General features: G+C 50.6%; 28 protein-coding genes. All 28 read right to left on the reverse strand.

Annotated features, from left to right (window positions below; genetic code table 11):
- Window positions 1-252 precede the first annotated feature (252 nt).
- Window positions 253-645, reverse strand: a complete 393-nt coding sequence (gene rplQ, locus ACTBDZ_RS08965) for a 50S ribosomal protein L17 (protein ID WP_195316372.1) — start codon at window positions 643-645, stop codon at window positions 253-255.
- 40 nt (window positions 646-685) lie between these two features.
- Window positions 686-1,675, reverse strand: a complete 990-nt coding sequence (locus ACTBDZ_RS08970; RefSeq protein WP_438815067.1) for a DNA-directed RNA polymerase subunit alpha — start codon at window positions 1,673-1,675, stop codon at window positions 686-688.
- A gap of 25 nt (window positions 1,676-1,700) precedes the next feature.
- Window positions 1,701-2,321 carry a 30S ribosomal protein S4 gene (rpsD, locus tag ACTBDZ_RS08975; RefSeq protein WP_195316370.1) on the reverse strand — a complete coding sequence of 207 codons (621 nt, stop codon included), beginning with the start codon at window positions 2,319-2,321 and terminating at the stop codon, window positions 1,701-1,703.
- Between the two features lie 30 nt (window positions 2,322-2,351).
- Window positions 2,352-2,741, reverse strand: a complete 390-nt coding sequence (gene rpsK, locus ACTBDZ_RS08980; RefSeq protein WP_438815068.1) for a 30S ribosomal protein S11 — start codon at window positions 2,739-2,741, stop codon at window positions 2,352-2,354.
- Between the two features lie 16 nt (window positions 2,742-2,757).
- Complete coding sequence (gene rpsM, locus ACTBDZ_RS08985) at window positions 2,758-3,114, reverse strand: 30S ribosomal protein S13 (protein ID WP_438815069.1); 357 nt, start codon at window positions 3,112-3,114, stop codon at window positions 2,758-2,760.
- A gap of 146 nt (window positions 3,115-3,260) precedes the next feature.
- Window positions 3,261-3,377, reverse strand: a complete 117-nt coding sequence (rpmJ, locus tag ACTBDZ_RS08990; RefSeq protein WP_002227352.1) for a 50S ribosomal protein L36 — start codon at window positions 3,375-3,377, stop codon at window positions 3,261-3,263.
- Window positions 3,378-3,409: 32 nt separating this feature from the next.
- Entirely contained in the window at window positions 3,410-4,741 is a 1,332-nt protein-coding gene (secY, locus tag ACTBDZ_RS08995) for a preprotein translocase subunit SecY (RefSeq protein WP_438815070.1), read from the reverse strand.
- Window positions 4,742-4,748: 7 nt separating this feature from the next.
- A complete protein-coding gene (gene rplO, locus ACTBDZ_RS09000; RefSeq protein ID WP_438815071.1) occupies window positions 4,749-5,183 on the reverse strand; it encodes a 50S ribosomal protein L15 in 435 nt (144 codons plus the stop codon).
- Between the two features lie 3 nt (window positions 5,184-5,186).
- Window positions 5,187-5,366 carry a 50S ribosomal protein L30 gene (gene rpmD, locus ACTBDZ_RS09005; protein WP_438815072.1) on the reverse strand — a complete coding sequence of 60 codons (180 nt, stop codon included), beginning with the start codon at window positions 5,364-5,366 and terminating at the stop codon, window positions 5,187-5,189.
- 6 nt (window positions 5,367-5,372) lie between these two features.
- Complete coding sequence (gene rpsE, locus ACTBDZ_RS09010) at window positions 5,373-5,873, reverse strand: 30S ribosomal protein S5 (RefSeq protein ID WP_222158728.1); 501 nt, start codon at window positions 5,871-5,873, stop codon at window positions 5,373-5,375.
- Window positions 5,874-5,887: 14 nt separating this feature from the next.
- On the reverse strand, window positions 5,888-6,241 hold the full coding sequence (gene rplR / locus ACTBDZ_RS09015) for a 50S ribosomal protein L18 (RefSeq protein ID WP_080884204.1): 354 nt from the start codon (window positions 6,239-6,241) through the stop codon (window positions 5,888-5,890).
- 9 nt (window positions 6,242-6,250) lie between these two features.
- A complete protein-coding gene (gene rplF, locus ACTBDZ_RS09020; RefSeq protein ID WP_430360362.1) occupies window positions 6,251-6,784 on the reverse strand; it encodes a 50S ribosomal protein L6 in 534 nt (177 codons plus the stop codon).
- 12 nt (window positions 6,785-6,796) lie between these two features.
- On the reverse strand, window positions 6,797-7,189 hold the full coding sequence (rpsH, locus tag ACTBDZ_RS09025) for a 30S ribosomal protein S8 (protein WP_222158730.1): 393 nt from the start codon (window positions 7,187-7,189) through the stop codon (window positions 6,797-6,799).
- A gap of 33 nt (window positions 7,190-7,222) precedes the next feature.
- Window positions 7,223-7,528 carry a 30S ribosomal protein S14 gene (gene rpsN, locus ACTBDZ_RS09030; RefSeq protein ID WP_438815073.1) on the reverse strand — a complete coding sequence of 102 codons (306 nt, stop codon included), beginning with the start codon at window positions 7,526-7,528 and terminating at the stop codon, window positions 7,223-7,225.
- Between the two features lie 13 nt (window positions 7,529-7,541).
- A complete protein-coding gene (rplE, locus tag ACTBDZ_RS09035; RefSeq protein WP_438815074.1) occupies window positions 7,542-8,081 on the reverse strand; it encodes a 50S ribosomal protein L5 in 540 nt (179 codons plus the stop codon).
- 14 nt (window positions 8,082-8,095) lie between these two features.
- Window positions 8,096-8,410 carry a 50S ribosomal protein L24 gene (rplX, locus tag ACTBDZ_RS09040; RefSeq protein ID WP_222158733.1) on the reverse strand — a complete coding sequence of 105 codons (315 nt, stop codon included), beginning with the start codon at window positions 8,408-8,410 and terminating at the stop codon, window positions 8,096-8,098.
- A 10-nt stretch (window positions 8,411-8,420) separates the two neighbouring features.
- Entirely contained in the window at window positions 8,421-8,792 is a 372-nt protein-coding gene (rplN, locus tag ACTBDZ_RS09045) for a 50S ribosomal protein L14 (protein WP_023479426.1), read from the reverse strand.
- 187 nt (window positions 8,793-8,979) lie between these two features.
- On the reverse strand, window positions 8,980-9,234 hold the full coding sequence (gene rpsQ, locus ACTBDZ_RS09050) for a 30S ribosomal protein S17 (RefSeq protein ID WP_195316360.1): 255 nt from the start codon (window positions 9,232-9,234) through the stop codon (window positions 8,980-8,982).
- Window positions 9,234-9,425, reverse strand: coding sequence for a 50S ribosomal protein L29 (gene rpmC, locus ACTBDZ_RS09055; RefSeq protein WP_024107517.1), 192 nt, complete (start codon window positions 9,423-9,425; stop codon window positions 9,234-9,236). Before rpmC ends, rpsQ begins: the two co-directional genes overlap by 1 nt.
- Entirely contained in the window at window positions 9,425-9,835 is a 411-nt protein-coding gene (rplP, locus tag ACTBDZ_RS09060; protein ID WP_009111208.1) for a 50S ribosomal protein L16, read from the reverse strand. The genes rpmC and rplP overlap by 1 nt, the downstream gene beginning before the upstream one ends.
- A 12-nt stretch (window positions 9,836-9,847) precedes the next feature.
- The gene (rpsC, locus tag ACTBDZ_RS09065; RefSeq protein ID WP_005970274.1) at window positions 9,848-10,549 is read right to left on the reverse strand and encodes a 30S ribosomal protein S3; all 702 of its coding nucleotides are present in this window, start codon (window positions 10,547-10,549) and stop codon (window positions 9,848-9,850) included.
- 17 nt (window positions 10,550-10,566) lie between these two features.
- Entirely contained in the window at window positions 10,567-10,899 is a 333-nt protein-coding gene (rplV, locus tag ACTBDZ_RS09070) for a 50S ribosomal protein L22 (RefSeq protein WP_196908040.1), read from the reverse strand.
- Between the two features lie 14 nt (window positions 10,900-10,913).
- A complete protein-coding gene (rpsS, locus tag ACTBDZ_RS09075; protein WP_161133058.1) occupies window positions 10,914-11,192 on the reverse strand; it encodes a 30S ribosomal protein S19 in 279 nt (92 codons plus the stop codon).
- Between the two features lie 16 nt (window positions 11,193-11,208).
- Entirely contained in the window at window positions 11,209-12,030 is an 822-nt protein-coding gene (rplB, locus tag ACTBDZ_RS09080) for a 50S ribosomal protein L2 (protein WP_438815075.1), read from the reverse strand.
- A 19-nt stretch (window positions 12,031-12,049) separates the two neighbouring features.
- A complete protein-coding gene (rplW, locus tag ACTBDZ_RS09085; RefSeq protein WP_195316357.1) occupies window positions 12,050-12,352 on the reverse strand; it encodes a 50S ribosomal protein L23 in 303 nt (100 codons plus the stop codon).
- Window positions 12,349-12,954 (reverse strand): 50S ribosomal protein L4, encoded by a 606-nt coding sequence (rplD, locus tag ACTBDZ_RS09090; protein WP_222158736.1) that lies wholly within the window; start codon window positions 12,952-12,954, stop codon window positions 12,349-12,351. The genes rplW and rplD overlap by 4 nt, the downstream gene beginning before the upstream one ends.
- A 10-nt stretch (window positions 12,955-12,964) precedes the next feature.
- Window positions 12,965-13,594: a 50S ribosomal protein L3 gene (gene rplC / locus ACTBDZ_RS09095; RefSeq protein WP_438815076.1), complete on the reverse strand. Its 630-nt coding sequence runs from the start codon at window positions 13,592-13,594 to the stop codon at window positions 12,965-12,967.
- A 32-nt stretch (window positions 13,595-13,626) separates the two neighbouring features.
- Complete coding sequence (gene rpsJ, locus ACTBDZ_RS09100) at window positions 13,627-13,938, reverse strand: 30S ribosomal protein S10 (protein ID WP_140554275.1); 312 nt, start codon at window positions 13,936-13,938, stop codon at window positions 13,627-13,629.
- Between the last annotated feature and the right edge of the window lie 415 nt (window positions 13,939-14,353).

Consider the following 14,353-nt stretch of genomic DNA (forward strand, 5'->3'; position numbering starts at 1 on the left):
ATACTCAGTTCATCGCACAGTGCAGCGACGAGACCTAAGTGATCAAGGTTACGGATGGTAACGTGGGGAGTACTCATGCTGATTGGTCTGCAAAAAGCAGTAATAAATTCAGAACCTCAGAATACCGTCAAGTCCCGAAAAAAGAAAAATCAGGTGCGGAATGACGGTTATATGTTAACAAAACCGCCATTTGCTAAACAATAGACGTAAAAAAACCGGGTTACCCCGGTTTTTTTAACCCACCGCTGATGATTACTCAGCAGCAGCGGTTTCTTCTGCTTGTGCAACTGAACGATCAACCAGCTCGATGTAAGCCATCGGCGCGTTGTCGCCTGCACGGAAGCCACACTTCAGAATGCGAGTGTAACCACCGGCACGGCTCGCGAAACGCGGGCCCAGTTCATTAAACAGTTTTGCCACGATCTCGTTATCACGAGTACGGGCGAATGCCAGACGACGATTAGCAACGCTGTCGGTCTTGGCAAGAGTAATCAGCGGTTCAACAACACGGCGCAGCTCTTTTGCTTTTGGCAGGGTCGTCTTGATGATCTCATGACGAACCAAAGAACCAGCCATGTTACGGAACATAGCCTGACGATGGCTGCTGTTACGGTTCAGTTGACGACCACTCTTACGATGGCGCATGACCTTATCCTTCTCAGTAAAACCTTAACCTGTGACCGGGTTATTCATCAGCAATGCTTGCCGGCGGCCAGTTTTCCAGGCGCATGCCCAGAGAAAGACCACGTGAGGCGAGCACATCTTTAATCTCGGTAAGAGATTTTTTACCCAGGTTAGGCGTTTTCAGCAATTCAACCTCGGTACGCTGTACCAGATCACCGATGTAGTGGATAGCTTCTGCCTTGAGGCAGTTAGCAGAGCGGACAGTCAATTCCAGATCGTCAACAGGGCGCAGCAGGATCGGATCGAATTCTGGTTTCTCTTCTTTCACTTCAGGCTGACGTACATCACGTAAATCAACAAAAGCTTCCAGTTGTTCAGCCAGAATGGTTGCCGCACGGCGGATCGCCTCTTCAGGATCGATCGTGCCATTGGTTTCCATTTCGATGACCAGCCTGTCCAGGTCGGTACGTTGTTCAACACGAGCTGCTTCAACATTGTAGGCAATACGCTCTACCGGGCTGTAGCAAGCATCGACCAACAAACAGCCAATCGGGCGCTCATCTTCTTCCGTATGAATACGGGCAGAAGCCGGCACATAACCACGACCACGTTGAACTTTGATACGCATGCTGATAGCTGCGTTTTCATCGGTCAGATGGCAGATCACGTGCTGCGGCTTGACGATTTCGACATCACCATCATGGGTGATGTCTGCTGCAGTCACAGGGCCAATGCCAGATTTATTCAGGGAAAGGATAACTTCATCTTTACCTTGAACTTTCACCGCCAGCCCTTTCAGGTTGAGCAGGATTTCCAGGATATCTTCCTGTACGCCTTCTTTGGTGCTGTACTCGTGCAGTACACCATCAATCTCAACCTCGGTCACCGCGCAACCTGGCATGGATGAAAGCAGAATACGGCGCAGTGCGTTGCCAAGCGTATGGCCGAAACCACGCTCTAACGGCTCAAGGGTCACCTTGGCGTGCGTCGAACTTACTTGCTCGATATCGACCAGGCGCGGTTTTAGAAACTCTGTCACAGAACCCTGCATTGTGTCCTCTCTTTGGTACTAAGCTTTACTTGGAGTAAAGCTCGACGATCAGGTGTTCATTAATGTCCGCAGACAGATCGGTACGTTCAGGAATACGTTTGAACACACCTTCCATCTTGGCAGCATCAACTTCCAGCCAAGTCGGCTTTTCACGCTGTTCAGCCAGCTCCAATGCTGCTTTCACGCGAGATTGCTTTTTAGCTTTCTCACGGATGCTGACGACATCATTCGGTGATACCTGATAAGAAGCGATGCTGACAACGCGACCGTTTACCATAACAGCTTTGTGGCTTACCAACTGACGCGCTTCCGCACGAGTGGCGCCGAAGCCCATACGATAAACCACGTTATCCAGACGTCCTTCCAGCAGTTGCAGCAGGTTTGCACCTGTGTTGCCTTTCAGACGAGCAGCTTCTTTATAGTAGTTACGGAATTGACGCTCCAGAACACCGTAGATACGGCGAACTTTTTGTTTCTCACGCAACTGCACGCCATAATCAGACAGACGCGGTTTACGCGCACCGTGCTGACCAGGGCCTTGTTCGATCTTACACTTGGAATCGATCGCGCGAACACCGGATTTAAGGAACAGGTCGGTGCCTTCACGACGGCTCAGCTTGAGCTTAGGACCCAAATATCTAGCCATTTTCTTTCTCCAACTATCCTAAAAGCGGCGTTATACGCGACGCTTTTTCGGCGGACGACAACCGTTATGGGGGATCGGAGTCACATCAGTAATATTAATGATGCGGAAACCAGCCGCGTTCAGAGCGCGGATAGTAGACTCACGGCCCGGACCAGGTCCTTTAACCATAACTTCCAAGTTCTTGATACCGTATTCTTTCACGGCTTCAGCGCAACGTTCAGCAGCTACCTGAGCGGCGAACGGCGTAGATTTACGAGAACCACGGAAACCGGAACCACCGGCTGTTGCCCAACCCAGCGCGTTACCCTGACGATCGGTAATGGTCACGATGGTGTTGTTAAAAGAAGCATGGATATGAGCCACACCGTCAGAAACTTGTTTTCTTACACGCTTACGTGCACGAATAGGTGCTTTTGCCATTATTCAATCACCCCGATTATTTCTTGATCGGTTTGCGCGGACCCTTACGGGTACGGGCGTTGGTCTTAGTACGCTGACCGCGCACTGGCAGACCACGACGATGACGCAAACCGCGATAGCAACCAAGGTCCATCAGGCGCTTGATGCTCATGCTGATTTCACGGCGCAGATCACCTTCGACAACGAATTTGGCAACTTCTACACGCAGCGTTTCGATTTGCTCTTCAGACAGCTCACTGATCTTAACATCTTCGGCAATACCCGCAGCAGCACAAATGGCCTTGGAACGAGTCTTACCGACGCCATAGATCGAGGTTAACGCGATCATGGCATGTTTCTGATCAGGAATGTTAATGCCTGCTATACGGGCCATTATGCACTCCTATTATTCAATATGTACGCTCCATGCTGAAAAGCCCGTTTTCAGGATACTCAAATGGAAACGCACAGACATACAAAAGATTGGCTGGCTAATCTAGCCAGCTCAATCCAACTTTGCAAGAAAAATATGCGAGATAATCAGCCTTGGCGCTGTTTATGCTTCGGCTCGGCGCTGCAAATCACACGAACGACACCGTTACGCTTAACGATTTTGCAGTTACGACATAATTTCTTGACGGAAGCACGAACTTTCATTTTTACTCTCCGTAACTTCTCAAGCAATCCAATTAGCGGTTATAGCCTTTCAGATTTGCTTTCTTCAATGCAGACTCATACTGACTCGACATCATCAGAGTTTGCACTTGAGCCATAAAGTCCATGATGACCACGACGACGATCAACAGGGATGTACCCCCAAAATAGAAGGGGACCTTCATCGCATCACGCATGAACTCCGGGATCAGGCAGATAAAGGTAATGTACATTGCGCCGACCAGAGTCAGGCGGGTCATCACCTTATCGATGTATTTCGCCGTTTGCTCTCCCGGACGAATTCCTGGCACGAATGCACCGGACTTCTTCAGATTATCTGCTGTTTCGCGCGGGTTGAAAACCAACGCCGTGTAGAAGAAACAGAAGAAGATGATTGCAGTCGCATAGAGTAGCACATAAAGCGGTTGTCCGGGCTGCAAATACATAGAAATAGTTGTCAGCCAGTTCCAACCGGTACCGCCCCCAAACCACGATGCAATCGTCGCAGGGAACAGGATGATGCTGGAGGCGAAAATTGCTGGGATAACCCCTGCCATGTTCACTTTCAGCGGTAAGTGCGTACTCTGTGCTGCATAAACCCGACGACCTTGCTGACGCTTTGCGTAGTTAACGACGATACGACGCTGGCCACGCTCAATGAAAACAACGAGGAAGGTTACTGCAAACACTAAAACTGCAACCAACAGCAGCACGAGGAAGTGCAGGTCGCCTTGCCGAGCTTGCTCGATAGTGTGGGAAATTGCCGGCGGTAAGCCCGCAACGATACCCGCAAAGATCAAGATAGAGATACCGTTACCGATACCGCGCTCAGTAATCTGTTCGCCCAGCCACATCAGGAACATGGTCCCGGTCACCAGACTTACAACAGCCGTAAAGTAAAATGCAAAGCCCGGATTAATCACCAGGCCCTGCATTCCTGGCATATTCGGCAAACCGGTAGCAATACCGATTGACTGGAATATGGCCAGTACCAACGTACCGTAACGGGTGTACTGGCTAATCTTGCGACGGCCAGCCTCACCTTCTTTCTTGATTTCCGACAACGTGGGGTGAACCACCGTCAGCAGCTGGATAATAATAGAGGCCGAAATGTACGGCATAATACCCAGCGCAAAGATAGAAGCACGGCTGAGAGCACCACCAGAGAACATGTTGAACATTTCAATGATGGTGCCACGCTGTTGTTCGAGCAATTTGGCAAGCACAGTGGCATCAATACCAGGGATCGGGATAAAAGAGCCGATACGGAAAACGATAAGCGAGCCGATTACAAACAGCAGTCTGCGTTTCAGCTCGCCAACGCCACCCTTAGCACTTTGAAAATCTAATCCTGGTTGCTTAGCCATCTGCTACTTATTCCTCAATTTTACCGTCAGCAGCTTCGATAGCAGCACGCGCGCCTTTGGTCACACGCAGACCACGAATCGTTATCGGACGGGAAACTTCACCAGACAGGATCACTTTCGCGAACTCGATCTGAACGCCGATAACGTTAGCAGCCTTCAGCGTGTTCAGGTCAACGACGTCGCCATCTACGCGAGCCAGATCGGACAGACGGATTTCCGCTGTGATCATCGCTTTGCGAGAGGTAAAGCCGAATTTCGGCAGACGACGATACAACGGCATCTGACCACCTTCGAACCCACGACGTACGCCACCGCCAGAACGAGACTTCTGACCTTTGTGACCACGACCGCCGGTTTTACCGAGGCCAGAACCGATACCACGACCTAAACGCTTCGGCGCGTGCTTCGCGCCTTCGGCCGGAGACAGAGTATTCAAACGCATCTGTTACTCCCCCACTTTAACCATGTAGTAAACCGCGTTGACCATACCGCGTACTGCAGGCGTATCTTCACGCTCAACGGTATGACCAATACGACGCAGACCCAGGCCAAGCAGCGTCGCCTTATGTTTCGGCAGACGACCGATTGCACTGCGGGTTTGAGTAATTTTAATAGTCTTAGCCATGGTCAATTATCCCAGAATGTCGTCAACGGATTTGCCACGCTTGGCAGCAACCATTTCCGGGGAATTCATATTAGCCAGGCCATCGATAGTTGCACGAACCACGTTAATCGGGTTGGTGGAACCATAGGCTTTAGCCAATACGTTATGAACCCCAGCAACTTCCAGAACGGCGCGCATTGCACCGCCGGCGATGATACCGGTACCTTCGGAAGCCGGCTGCATGAATACGCGAGACCCAGTGTGAGCACCTTTTACCGGGTGCTGCAGGGTGCCGCCATTCAGCGCGACATTCAACATGTTGCGACGGGCTTTTTCCATCGCTTTCTGGATTGCTGCCGGAACTTCACGCGCTTTCCCGTAACCAAAACCAACGCGGCCGTTGCCATCACCCACTACAGTCAGTGCGGTGAAGCTGAAAATACGACCACCCTTAACGGTTTTAGATACGCGATTTACCGCGATCAGCTTTTCCTGCAGTTCGCCAGCTTGTTTTTCGATGTGTGCCATCTTACACCTCTACCTTAGAACTGAAGGCCAGCTTCACGAGCAGCATCTGCCAGTGCCTGGACGCGACCATGATATTGGAACCCGGAACGGTCAAAGGACACATCTTTAATGCCTTTTTCCAATGCGCGCTCAGCGACTGCTTTACCTACAGCAGCAGCGGCATCTTTGTTGCCGGTGTACTTCAGTTGTTCTGCGATAGCTTTTTCTACAGTAGAAGCGGCTACCAGGATTTCAGAACCGTTCGGTGCGATAACCTGCGCATAAATATGGCGAGGGGTACGATGTACCACCAGGCGAGTCGCTCCCAATTCCTGGAGTTTGCGACGTGCGCGGGTTGCACGACGGATACGAGCTGATTTCTTATCCATAGTGTTACCTTACTTCTTCTTAGCCTCTTTGATACGCACGACTTCGTCGGCGTAACGGACACCCTTGCCTTTGTAAGGCTCAGGACGACGGTAAGCGCGCAGATCAGCTGCAACCTGACCGATAACCTGCTTATCAGCACCTTTCAGTACGATTTCAGTTTGAGTCGGGCATTCAGCTGTGATACCAGCCGGCAGCGCGTGGTCAATCGGGTGTGAGTACCCCAGAGACAAATTCACGACATTGCCTTTAACTGCGGCACGGTAACCTACGCCAACCAGTTGAAGCTTCTTGGTGAAGCCTTCGGTAACACCGATAACGACTGCGTTCAGCAGTGCACGCGCGGTGCCTGCCTGTGCCCAACCGTCTGAAAAACCTTCGCGCGGAGCGAAAGTCAGAGCGTTGTCAGCCACAGTAACTTCAACAGCATCGTTGATGGTACGAGTCAGCTCGCCGTTTTTACCCTTGATCGAAATAACCTGACCGTTGAGTTTTACCTCTACGCCGGCAGGAATGACGACGGGTGCTTTTGCAACACGAGACATTCTTTCCTCCGATTAAGCTACGTAGCAGATAATCTCGCCACCAAGACCAGCCTGGCGCGCTGCACGATCGGTCATAACACCTTTAGAGGTAGAAACAACCGCGATTCCTAAACCAGCCATAACTTTCGGCAGCTCATCTTTTTTCTTATAGATGCGCAGACTTGGGCGGCTGATACGCTGAATGCTTTCTACCACTGCCTTGCCCTGGAAGTATTTCAGAGAAATTTCCAGTTCAGGCTTGGTGTCGCCTTCGATTTTGTAATCTTGAATATAACCTTCTTCCTTAAGCACTTTGGCAATTGCCACTTTCAGCTTGGAGGAAGGCATGGTGATCGCAACTTTGTTCGCGGCCTGACCGTTGCGTATACGGGTCAGCATGTCCGCGATCGGATCTTGCATGCTCATCTGTCTTTACTCCCGTGATTCAATTGGTTACAATTACCAGCTAGCCTTTTTCAGACCCGGAATTTCACCGCGCATGGCGGCTTCACGGACCTTGATACGGCTCAACCCGAACTTCCGCAGGAAAGCGTGCGGACGACCTGTCTGGCGGCAGCGGTTACGCTGACGGGACGGGCTGGAATCACGCGGCAGAGTCTGCAGCTTGAGAACAGCATCCCAACGATCTTCGTCGGATGAGTTCACATTGGAGATGATAGCTTTCAATTCAGTGCGTTTAGCAAAGAATTTATTAGCCAATTTCACGCGTTTGACTTCGCGTACTTTCATGGATTGCTTAGCCATTAGTAACCCTACCTTACTTGCGGAACGGGAAGTTAAAGGCGGCCAGCAGCGCGCGGCCTTCATCATCGGATTTCGCAGTGGTGGTAATGGTAATGTCCAAACCACGAACGCGATCGACTTTGTCATAGTCGATTTCCGGGAAGATGATCTGCTCACGCACGCCCATGCTGTAGTTGCCACGACCATCGAAGGACTTGGCAGACAGACCGCGGAAGTCACGAATACGCGGTATAGCAATGGAAATCAGGCGCTCAAGGAACTCCCACATGCGTTCGCCACGCAGAGTTACTTTACAGCCGATCGGATAGCCCTGGCGGATTTTGAAGCCTGCAACAGATTTGCGTGCTTTGGTGATCAACGGTTTTTGACCGGAGATAGCTGCCAGATCGGCTGCGGCGTTATCCAGCAGCTTCTTGTCAGCGATCGCTTCACCAACCCCCATATTCAGGGTGATCTTCTCGACCCGAGGGACTTGCATGACAGAATTGTAGCTAAACTGAGTCATCAGTTTGCTAACCACTTCGTCTTTGTAGTAATCATGCAGTTTCGCCATCGTACTACTCCAAATTACTTGATAGTTTCGCTAGTAGATTTAAAGAAACGGACTTTTTTGCCGTCTTCGAATCTAAAGCCTACACGGTCAGCCTTGCCAGTTGCCGCATTGAACAGTGCAACGTTGGAAAGCTGGATTGCAGCTTCTTTTTCAACGATGCCACCCGGTTGGTTCAGGGCCGGAACCGGCTTCTGATGTTTCTTAACCAAGTTGATACCTTCAACAACGATCTTGCTGGAAGACAGAACATTCTTAACTTTACCGCGCTTACCTTTATCTTTGCCGGTCAGCACGATAACTTCGTCATCACGACGGATTTTCGCTGCCATGGTTCGCTCCTTAGAGTACTTCTGGTGCCAGAGAGATAATTTTCATGAACTTTTCAGAACGCAGTTCACGAGTTACCGGCCCAAAAATACGCGTACCGATAGGCTGCTCGCTGTTATTGTTCAGAATAACGCATGCATTGCCATCGAAGCGAATGACAGAACCGTCCGGGCGACGAACACCCTTCTTGGTGCGCACCACAACCGCCTTCAGAACATCGCCTTTCTTCACCTTACCGCGAGGAATTGCTTCCTTGATGGTAATTTTGATGATATCGCCGACGCCTGCGTAGCGACGGTGCGAGCCACCTAGAACCTTGATACACATTACGCGACGTGCACCGGAGTTATCGGCCACGTTCAGCATAGTCTGTTCTTGGATCATTTTAATGCTCCGCTAATGTCAACTACTACTTTTCAAACCCTTACGGATCGTTTTTCGAACCCTTACGGGTCATTAATACCCCAGAATCGAGGGCTCAGCATTATAACACCGCTTTTCGACCAAGGGTAGAAAAAATAAACGGCCCTTTGCAGAGCCGTTTATCGTTTTCAAGAAGAGCAATACTGTATTACAGAATCGCTTTCTCTACAACGCGAACCAACGTCCAAGACTTAGTTTTGGACAGCGGACGGCATTCGCGGATTTCAACCACGTCACCGATACCGCATTCGTTGTTCTCATCATGTACGTGCAGTTTGGTCGTACGTTTGATGAATTTCCCATACAGCGGGTGTTTCACAAAACGTTCGATTGCAACAACCATGGATTTCTCCATTTTGTCGCTCACAACACGACCTTGCAGAGTACGGATATTATCGCTCATTACGCACCCGCCTTCTGAGTCAGTAAAGTCTTAACACGTGCAATATTGCGACGCACTTGTTTTACCAGGTGAGTCTGTTGCAACTGACCACTGGCCGCTTGCATACGCAAGTTAAATTGCTCGCGCAGCAGCTCGAGCAGCTCGGTGTTCAGCTCTTCAACGCTCTTTTCACGCAGCTCATTTGCTTTCATTACATCACCGTCTTAGTTACAAAGGTGGTTTTGATCGGCAGTTTCGCTGCTGCCAGTTGGAATGCCTCACGGGCTAACTCTTCCGGCACACCGTCCATTTCGTACAGGACTTTACCTGGCTGAATCAAGGCAACCCAATATTCCACGTTACCTTTACCTTTACCCATACGTACTTCAAGCGGTTTCTCGGTAATTGGTTTGTCCGGGAATACTCGGATCCAAATTTTACCTTGACGCTTAACAGCACGGGTCATGGCACGACGTGCAGCTTCGATTTGGCGAGCGGTCAGGCGACCACGACCAACAGCTTTCAGACCGAAAGTACCGAAGCTGACATCCGTACCGGCAGCCAGACCGCGGTTACGGCCTTTGTGCATCTTACGGAATTTTGTACGCTTTGGTTGTAACATCAGCGACTCTCCTTACTTGCGGCCTTTACGCTGCTGCTTTTTAGGTTGAGCAGCCGGTTTTTCCGGTTGTTCAACGGCAGCCATACCACCCAGGATCTCACCTTTGAAGATCCACACTTTCACACCGATAACACCGTAAGTGGTGTGTGCTTCGGACGTGTTGTAGTCGATATCCGCACGCAGCGTGTGCAACGGAACGCGACCTTCGCGGTACCATTCGGTACGTGCGATTTCAGCACCGCCCAGGCGGCCACTGACTTCAACTTTAATACCCTTGGCACCCAGACGCATGGCGTTCTGAACGGCACGCTTCATCGCACGACGGAACATCACACGACGTTCCAGCTGAGAAGTGATGCTGTCAGCAACCAGTTTCGCGTCCAGTTCCGGCTTTCGAACTTCTGCGATGTTGATCTGTGCAGGTACGCCGGCGATATCCGCTACGACTTTGCGCAGTTTTTCAACATCTTCACCTTTTTTACCGATAACGATGCCCGGACGAGCAGTGTGAATGGTCACACGGATGCTCTTGGCCGGACGTTCGATAACGATACGAGAGACGGAGGCTTTCTCCAGTTCTTTCGTCAGGTATTTACGAACTTTAAAATCGCTGTCCAGGTTGTCAGCGAATTCTTTGGTATTCGCATACCAGGTAGAGTTCCAAGGTTTGACAATACCCAGGCGAATACCATTAGGATGTACTTTCTGACCCATTGCTAGTCTCCAGAGTCTCAGCGATCGGACACAACCACAGAAATGTGGCTGGTACGCTTCAGGATGCGATCCGCACGACCTTTAGCACGCGGCATAATGCGCTTCATGCTCGGGCCTTCGTCTACGAAGATTTTCGCAACTTTCAGATCATCAATGTCAGCGCCATCGTTGTGCTCTGCGTTGGCAATGGCAGACTCCAGTACTTTTTTAACCAGACCAGCAGCTTTCTTGTTGGTGTAGGTCAGAATTTCCAGAGCTTGCGACACTTTCTTACCGCGAATCAGGTCAGCCACCAGGCGAACCTTTTGAGCAGAAGAACGAGCATGAAGATGTTTAGCGATAGTTTCCATCTCTTCCTCCTACCTTATTTTTTCTTGGCTTTTTTATCAGCCGCGTGGCCGCGATAAGTACGAGTCGGCGCGAATTCACCCAGTTTGTGACCGACCATTTCATCGGAAACAAACACCGGAACGTGCTGACGACCATTATGGACAGCGATGGTCAAACCGATCATAGTTGGAAAGATCGTTGAACGACGGGACCAAGTGCGCAGAGGCTTCTTGTCACCGCTTTCCACCGCTTTCTCTACCTTCTTCAGCAAGTGCAGGTCAATAAAAGGACCTTTCTTGAGAGAACGTGGCATGGTTTATCCTCTAATATTATTTAGTACGGCGACGTAAGATGAATTTATCAGTACGCTTGTTGCTGCGAGTCTTCTTACCTTTGGTCTGAATGCCCCACGGTGAAACCGGGTGCTTACCAAAGTTACGACCTTCACCACCACCGTGCGGGTGGTCGACTGGGTTCATTGCCGTACCGCGAACGGTAGGACGAACACCACGCCAGCGTGCAGCACCAGCTTTACCCAGAACGCGCAGCATATGCTCAGCGTTACCTACTTCGCCCAGCGTAGCGCGACAGTCAGATTCGACTTTACGCATTTCGCCAGAACGCAGACGCAGGGTCACGTACGCGCCGTCACGTGCAACGATCTGCACGTAAGCACCAGCAGAACGCGCCAGCTGACCGCCTTTACCCGGTTTCATTTCCACGTTGTGAACGGTGGAACCGACCGGAATATTGCGCATCGGCAACGTGTTGCCAGCTTTGATAGCAGCATCAACGCCAGACTGGATCTGATCACCGGCTTTCAGGCCTTTCGGCGCCAGGATGTAACGGCGTTCGCCGTCTTTGTACAGAACCAGAGCGATGTTGGCGGAACGGTTCGGATCATATTCCAAACGTTCTACAACAGCAGGGATACCATCTTTGTTGCGTTTGAAGTCAACAATACGGTATTGCTGTTTGTGGCCACCACCGATATGACGGGTAGTGATGCGGCCATTGTTGTTACGGCCACCGGATTTGCTGTTTTTTTCCAGCAACGGGGCATAAGGTTTGCCCTTGTGCAGCTCAGGGTTAACCACTTTAACAACGTGGCGACGACCCGGAGATGTCGGTTTACATTTAACAATTGCCATTGTTCTTTACTCCTCCGACTTACTCTGCGCCGCCGATGAAGTCCAGATTCTGGCCTTCTTTCAGGGTGACGTAAGCTTTTTTCCAGTCGCTACGACGACCGATACGCTGTCCATGACGTTTCGTTTTCCCTTTAACCAGCAGGGTACGAACTTCATTGACTTCGACTTCAAACAGTTTCTGCACAGCAGCTTTGATTTCTGCTTTGGTCGCGTCTTTAGCAACTTTGAGCACGATGGTGTTGTGTTTTTCCATCGCAGTAGACGCTTTTTCAGAAACGTGAGGTGCAGTCAGCACCTTAAGCAGACGTTCTTCACGGATCATGCCAGCATCTCCTCAACTTGCTTAACAGCGTCAGCCGTCATTACGACTTTGTCGAAGGCGATCAGGCTAACCGGATCGATACCCGCTACATCACGTACGTCAACCTTGTACAGGTTGCGTGCAGCCAGGAACAGATTTTCATCCAGTTCACCGGTGATGATCAGCACGTCGTCCAGCGCCAGATCTTTCAGTTTCTGTGCCAGCAGCTTGGTTTTCGGTGCTTCAACAGAGAACTGCTCGACAACGATCAAACGATCCTGACGTACCAGCTCGGACAGGATGCTTTTCAGCGCGCCGCGGTACATCTTTTTGTTTACTTTTTGACTGTGGTCCTGAGGCTTGGCAGCAAAGGTCACGCCACCGGAACGCCAGATCGGGCTCTTGATAGAACCTGAACGCGCACGGCCAGTACCTTTCTGACGCCACGGTTTTTTACCGGAACCAGTTACTTCAGCACGGGTCTTCTGAGCACGAGTCCCTTGACGGGCACCAGCTGCATAAGCAACAACAACCTGGTGTACCAGCGCTTCGTTGAAATCACGACCGAAGGTAGTTTCGGAAACAGTCAGCGCGCTTTGCGCGTCTTTCAATACTAATTCCATTGCTATCCCCTTACGCCTTCACAGCCGGTTTAACGATCAGGTCGCCACCGGTTGCACCCGGGACAGCACCTTTCACCAGCAGCAGGTTGCGCTCAGCGTCAACGCGTACTACGTCCAGACTCTGAACGGTTACACGCTCGTTGCCCAGCTGACCAGCCATTTTCTTGCCTTTGAACACTTTGCCCGGAGTCTGGTTCTGACCGATAGAACCCGGAACGCGGTGAGACAAGGAGTTACCGTGGGTAGCATCCTGAGTACGGAAGTTCCAGCGTTTAACAGTACCCGCGAAACCTTTACCTTTGGACGTACCAGTAACGTCAACTTTTTTCACGTCAGCGAAAATTTCAACGCTGATGCTTTGGCCTACGGTGAACTCTTCGCCTTCAGACAGACGGAATTCGCGCAGGACGCGGCCAGCTTCAACACCCGCTTTAGCAAAATGACCTGCTTCCGGCTTGGTAACACGGTTTGCTTTTTTAGCACCGGTAGTTACCTGTACAGCCTGGTAGCCATCATTAGCCAGGTCTTTAACCTGAGTAACGCGGTTTGCTTCAATTTCGATAACGGTTACAGGGATAGAAACGCCGTCTTCAGTGAAGATGCGGGTCATGCCCACTTTTTTACCGACTAAACCAATCATTGTATCAACCTCTCAATCGCTTGATGACCTGATTAACCCAGGCTGATCTGCACGTCTACACCGGCAGCCAGGTCCAGACGCATCAGAGCATCAACGGTTTTCTCGGTTGGCTCAACGATGTCAACCAGACGCTTGTGAGTGCGAATTTCGTACTGATCGCGCGCGTCTTTGTTGACGTGCGGGGAGATCAGAACGGTAAAGCGCTCTTTGCGGGTCGGCAGCGGGATCGGACCACGTACTTGCGCACCAGTGCGCTTGGCCGTCTCAACGATTTCCGCGGTTGCTTGATCGATCAGGCGATGATCAAACGCTTTCAGGCGGATACGGATTCTTTGGTTCTGCATGAGACCAGAGCTCCAATTATTTATAAACGTAAATGATTACTCCTCACACCCATTTCGATTGATGGGGGAGTGTAATCGTTCGGCCATAACTCCCAAATCGGGAGTATTGTTGACCCATGCCTATTGCATGGCGTCTCTGTTCGTAAACGTACTACATATACATGCACCACATTTAACATAACAGGCCCGACTTAATTCAGACGGGCCCGCGCATTATACGTAAATCTGTTCAGGAAGCAACTGCGTTTTACAGAATCATGCCTCTTTTAGCTGCGCTTGCAAATAATTAGGTGTACTAGCTCAGACCTGATCTGACAGTTACCGGTTATTTATACAGGTGTCTGTCAGATTAAATCTGGTTCAGATTTTTTTCTGCCCAGACCCGTTTACCATCAAGTAATGTTGCCATTGGCGT

The organism is Symbiopectobacterium sp., assembly GCF_051710365.1.
GTDB lineage: Bacteria > Pseudomonadota > Gammaproteobacteria > Enterobacterales > Enterobacteriaceae > Symbiopectobacterium.

What these genes read in the sequence shown, in the direction of transcription:
- rplQ (WP_195316372.1), bottom strand. Translation starts at nt 645, where the DNA reads ATGCGCCATCGTAAGAGTGGTCGTCAACTGAACCGTAACAGCAGCCAT.
- ACTBDZ_RS08970 (WP_438815067.1), bottom strand. Translation starts at nt 1,675, where the DNA reads ATGCAGGGTTCTGTGACAGAGTTTCTAAAACCGCGCCTGGTCGATATC.
- rpsD (WP_195316370.1), bottom strand. Translation starts at nt 2,321, where the DNA reads ATGGCTAGATATTTGGGTCCTAAGCTCAAGCTGAGCCGTCGTGAAGGC.
- rpsK (WP_438815068.1), bottom strand. Translation starts at nt 2,741, where the DNA reads ATGGCAAAAGCACCTATTCGTGCACGTAAGCGTGTAAGAAAACAAGTT.
- rpsM (WP_438815069.1), bottom strand. Translation starts at nt 3,114, where the DNA reads ATGGCCCGTATAGCAGGCATTAACATTCCTGATCAGAAACATGCCATG.
- rpmJ (WP_002227352.1), bottom strand. Translation starts at nt 3,377, where the DNA reads ATGAAAGTTCGTGCTTCCGTCAAGAAATTATGTCGTAACTGCAAAATC.
- secY (WP_438815070.1), bottom strand. Translation starts at nt 4,741, where the DNA reads ATGGCTAAGCAACCAGGATTAGATTTTCAAAGTGCTAAGGGTGGCGTT.
- rplO (WP_438815071.1), bottom strand. Translation starts at nt 5,183, where the DNA reads ATGCGTTTGAATACTCTGTCTCCGGCCGAAGGCGCGAAGCACGCGCCG.
- rpmD (WP_438815072.1), bottom strand. Translation starts at nt 5,366, where the DNA reads ATGGCTAAGACTATTAAAATTACTCAAACCCGCAGTGCAATCGGTCGT.
- rpsE (WP_222158728.1), bottom strand. Translation starts at nt 5,873, where the DNA reads ATGGCACACATCGAAAAACAAGCTGGCGAACTGCAGGAAAAGCTGATC.
- rplR (WP_080884204.1), bottom strand. Translation starts at nt 6,241, where the DNA reads ATGGATAAGAAATCAGCTCGTATCCGTCGTGCAACCCGCGCACGTCGC.
- rplF (WP_430360362.1), bottom strand. Translation starts at nt 6,784, where the DNA reads ATGTCTCGTGTTGCAAAAGCACCCGTCGTCATTCCTGCCGGCGTAGAG.
- rpsH (WP_222158730.1), bottom strand. Translation starts at nt 7,189, where the DNA reads ATGAGCATGCAAGATCCGATCGCGGACATGCTGACCCGTATACGCAAC.
- rpsN (WP_438815073.1), bottom strand. Translation starts at nt 7,528, where the DNA reads ATGGCTAAGCAATCCATGAAAGTACGCGAAGTCAAACGCGTGAAATTG.
- rplE (WP_438815074.1), bottom strand. Translation starts at nt 8,081, where the DNA reads ATGGCGAAACTGCATGATTACTACAAAGACGAAGTGGTTAGCAAACTG.
- rplX (WP_222158733.1), bottom strand. Translation starts at nt 8,410, where the DNA reads ATGGCAGCGAAAATCCGTCGTGATGACGAAGTTATCGTGCTGACCGGC.
- rplN (WP_023479426.1), bottom strand. Translation starts at nt 8,792, where the DNA reads ATGATCCAAGAACAGACTATGCTGAACGTGGCCGATAACTCCGGTGCA.
- rpsQ (WP_195316360.1), bottom strand. Translation starts at nt 9,234, where the DNA reads ATGAGCGATAATATCCGTACTCTGCAAGGTCGTGTTGTGAGCGACAAA.
- rpmC (WP_024107517.1), bottom strand. Translation starts at nt 9,425, where the DNA reads ATGAAAGCAAATGAGCTGCGTGAAAAGAGCGTTGAAGAGCTGAACACC.
- rplP (WP_009111208.1), bottom strand. Translation starts at nt 9,835, where the DNA reads ATGTTACAACCAAAGCGTACAAAATTCCGTAAGATGCACAAAGGCCGT.
- rpsC (WP_005970274.1), bottom strand. Translation starts at nt 10,549, where the DNA reads ATGGGTCAGAAAGTACATCCTAATGGTATTCGCCTGGGTATTGTCAAA.
- rplV (WP_196908040.1), bottom strand. Translation starts at nt 10,899, where the DNA reads ATGGAAACTATCGCTAAACATCTTCATGCTCGTTCTTCTGCTCAAAAG.
- rpsS (WP_161133058.1), bottom strand. Translation starts at nt 11,192, where the DNA reads ATGCCACGTTCTCTCAAGAAAGGTCCTTTTATTGACCTGCACTTGCTG.
- rplB (WP_438815075.1), bottom strand. Translation starts at nt 12,030, where the DNA reads ATGGCAATTGTTAAATGTAAACCGACATCTCCGGGTCGTCGCCACGTT.
- rplW (WP_195316357.1), bottom strand. Translation starts at nt 12,352, where the DNA reads ATGATCCGTGAAGAACGTCTGCTTAAGGTGCTGACTGCACCTCACGTT.
- rplD (WP_222158736.1), bottom strand. Translation starts at nt 12,954, where the DNA reads ATGGAATTAGTATTGAAAGACGCGCAAAGCGCGCTGACTGTTTCCGAA.
- rplC (WP_438815076.1), bottom strand. Translation starts at nt 13,594, where the DNA reads ATGATTGGTTTAGTCGGTAAAAAAGTGGGCATGACCCGCATCTTCACT.
- rpsJ (WP_140554275.1), bottom strand. Translation starts at nt 13,938, where the DNA reads ATGCAGAACCAAAGAATCCGTATCCGCCTGAAAGCGTTTGATCATCGC.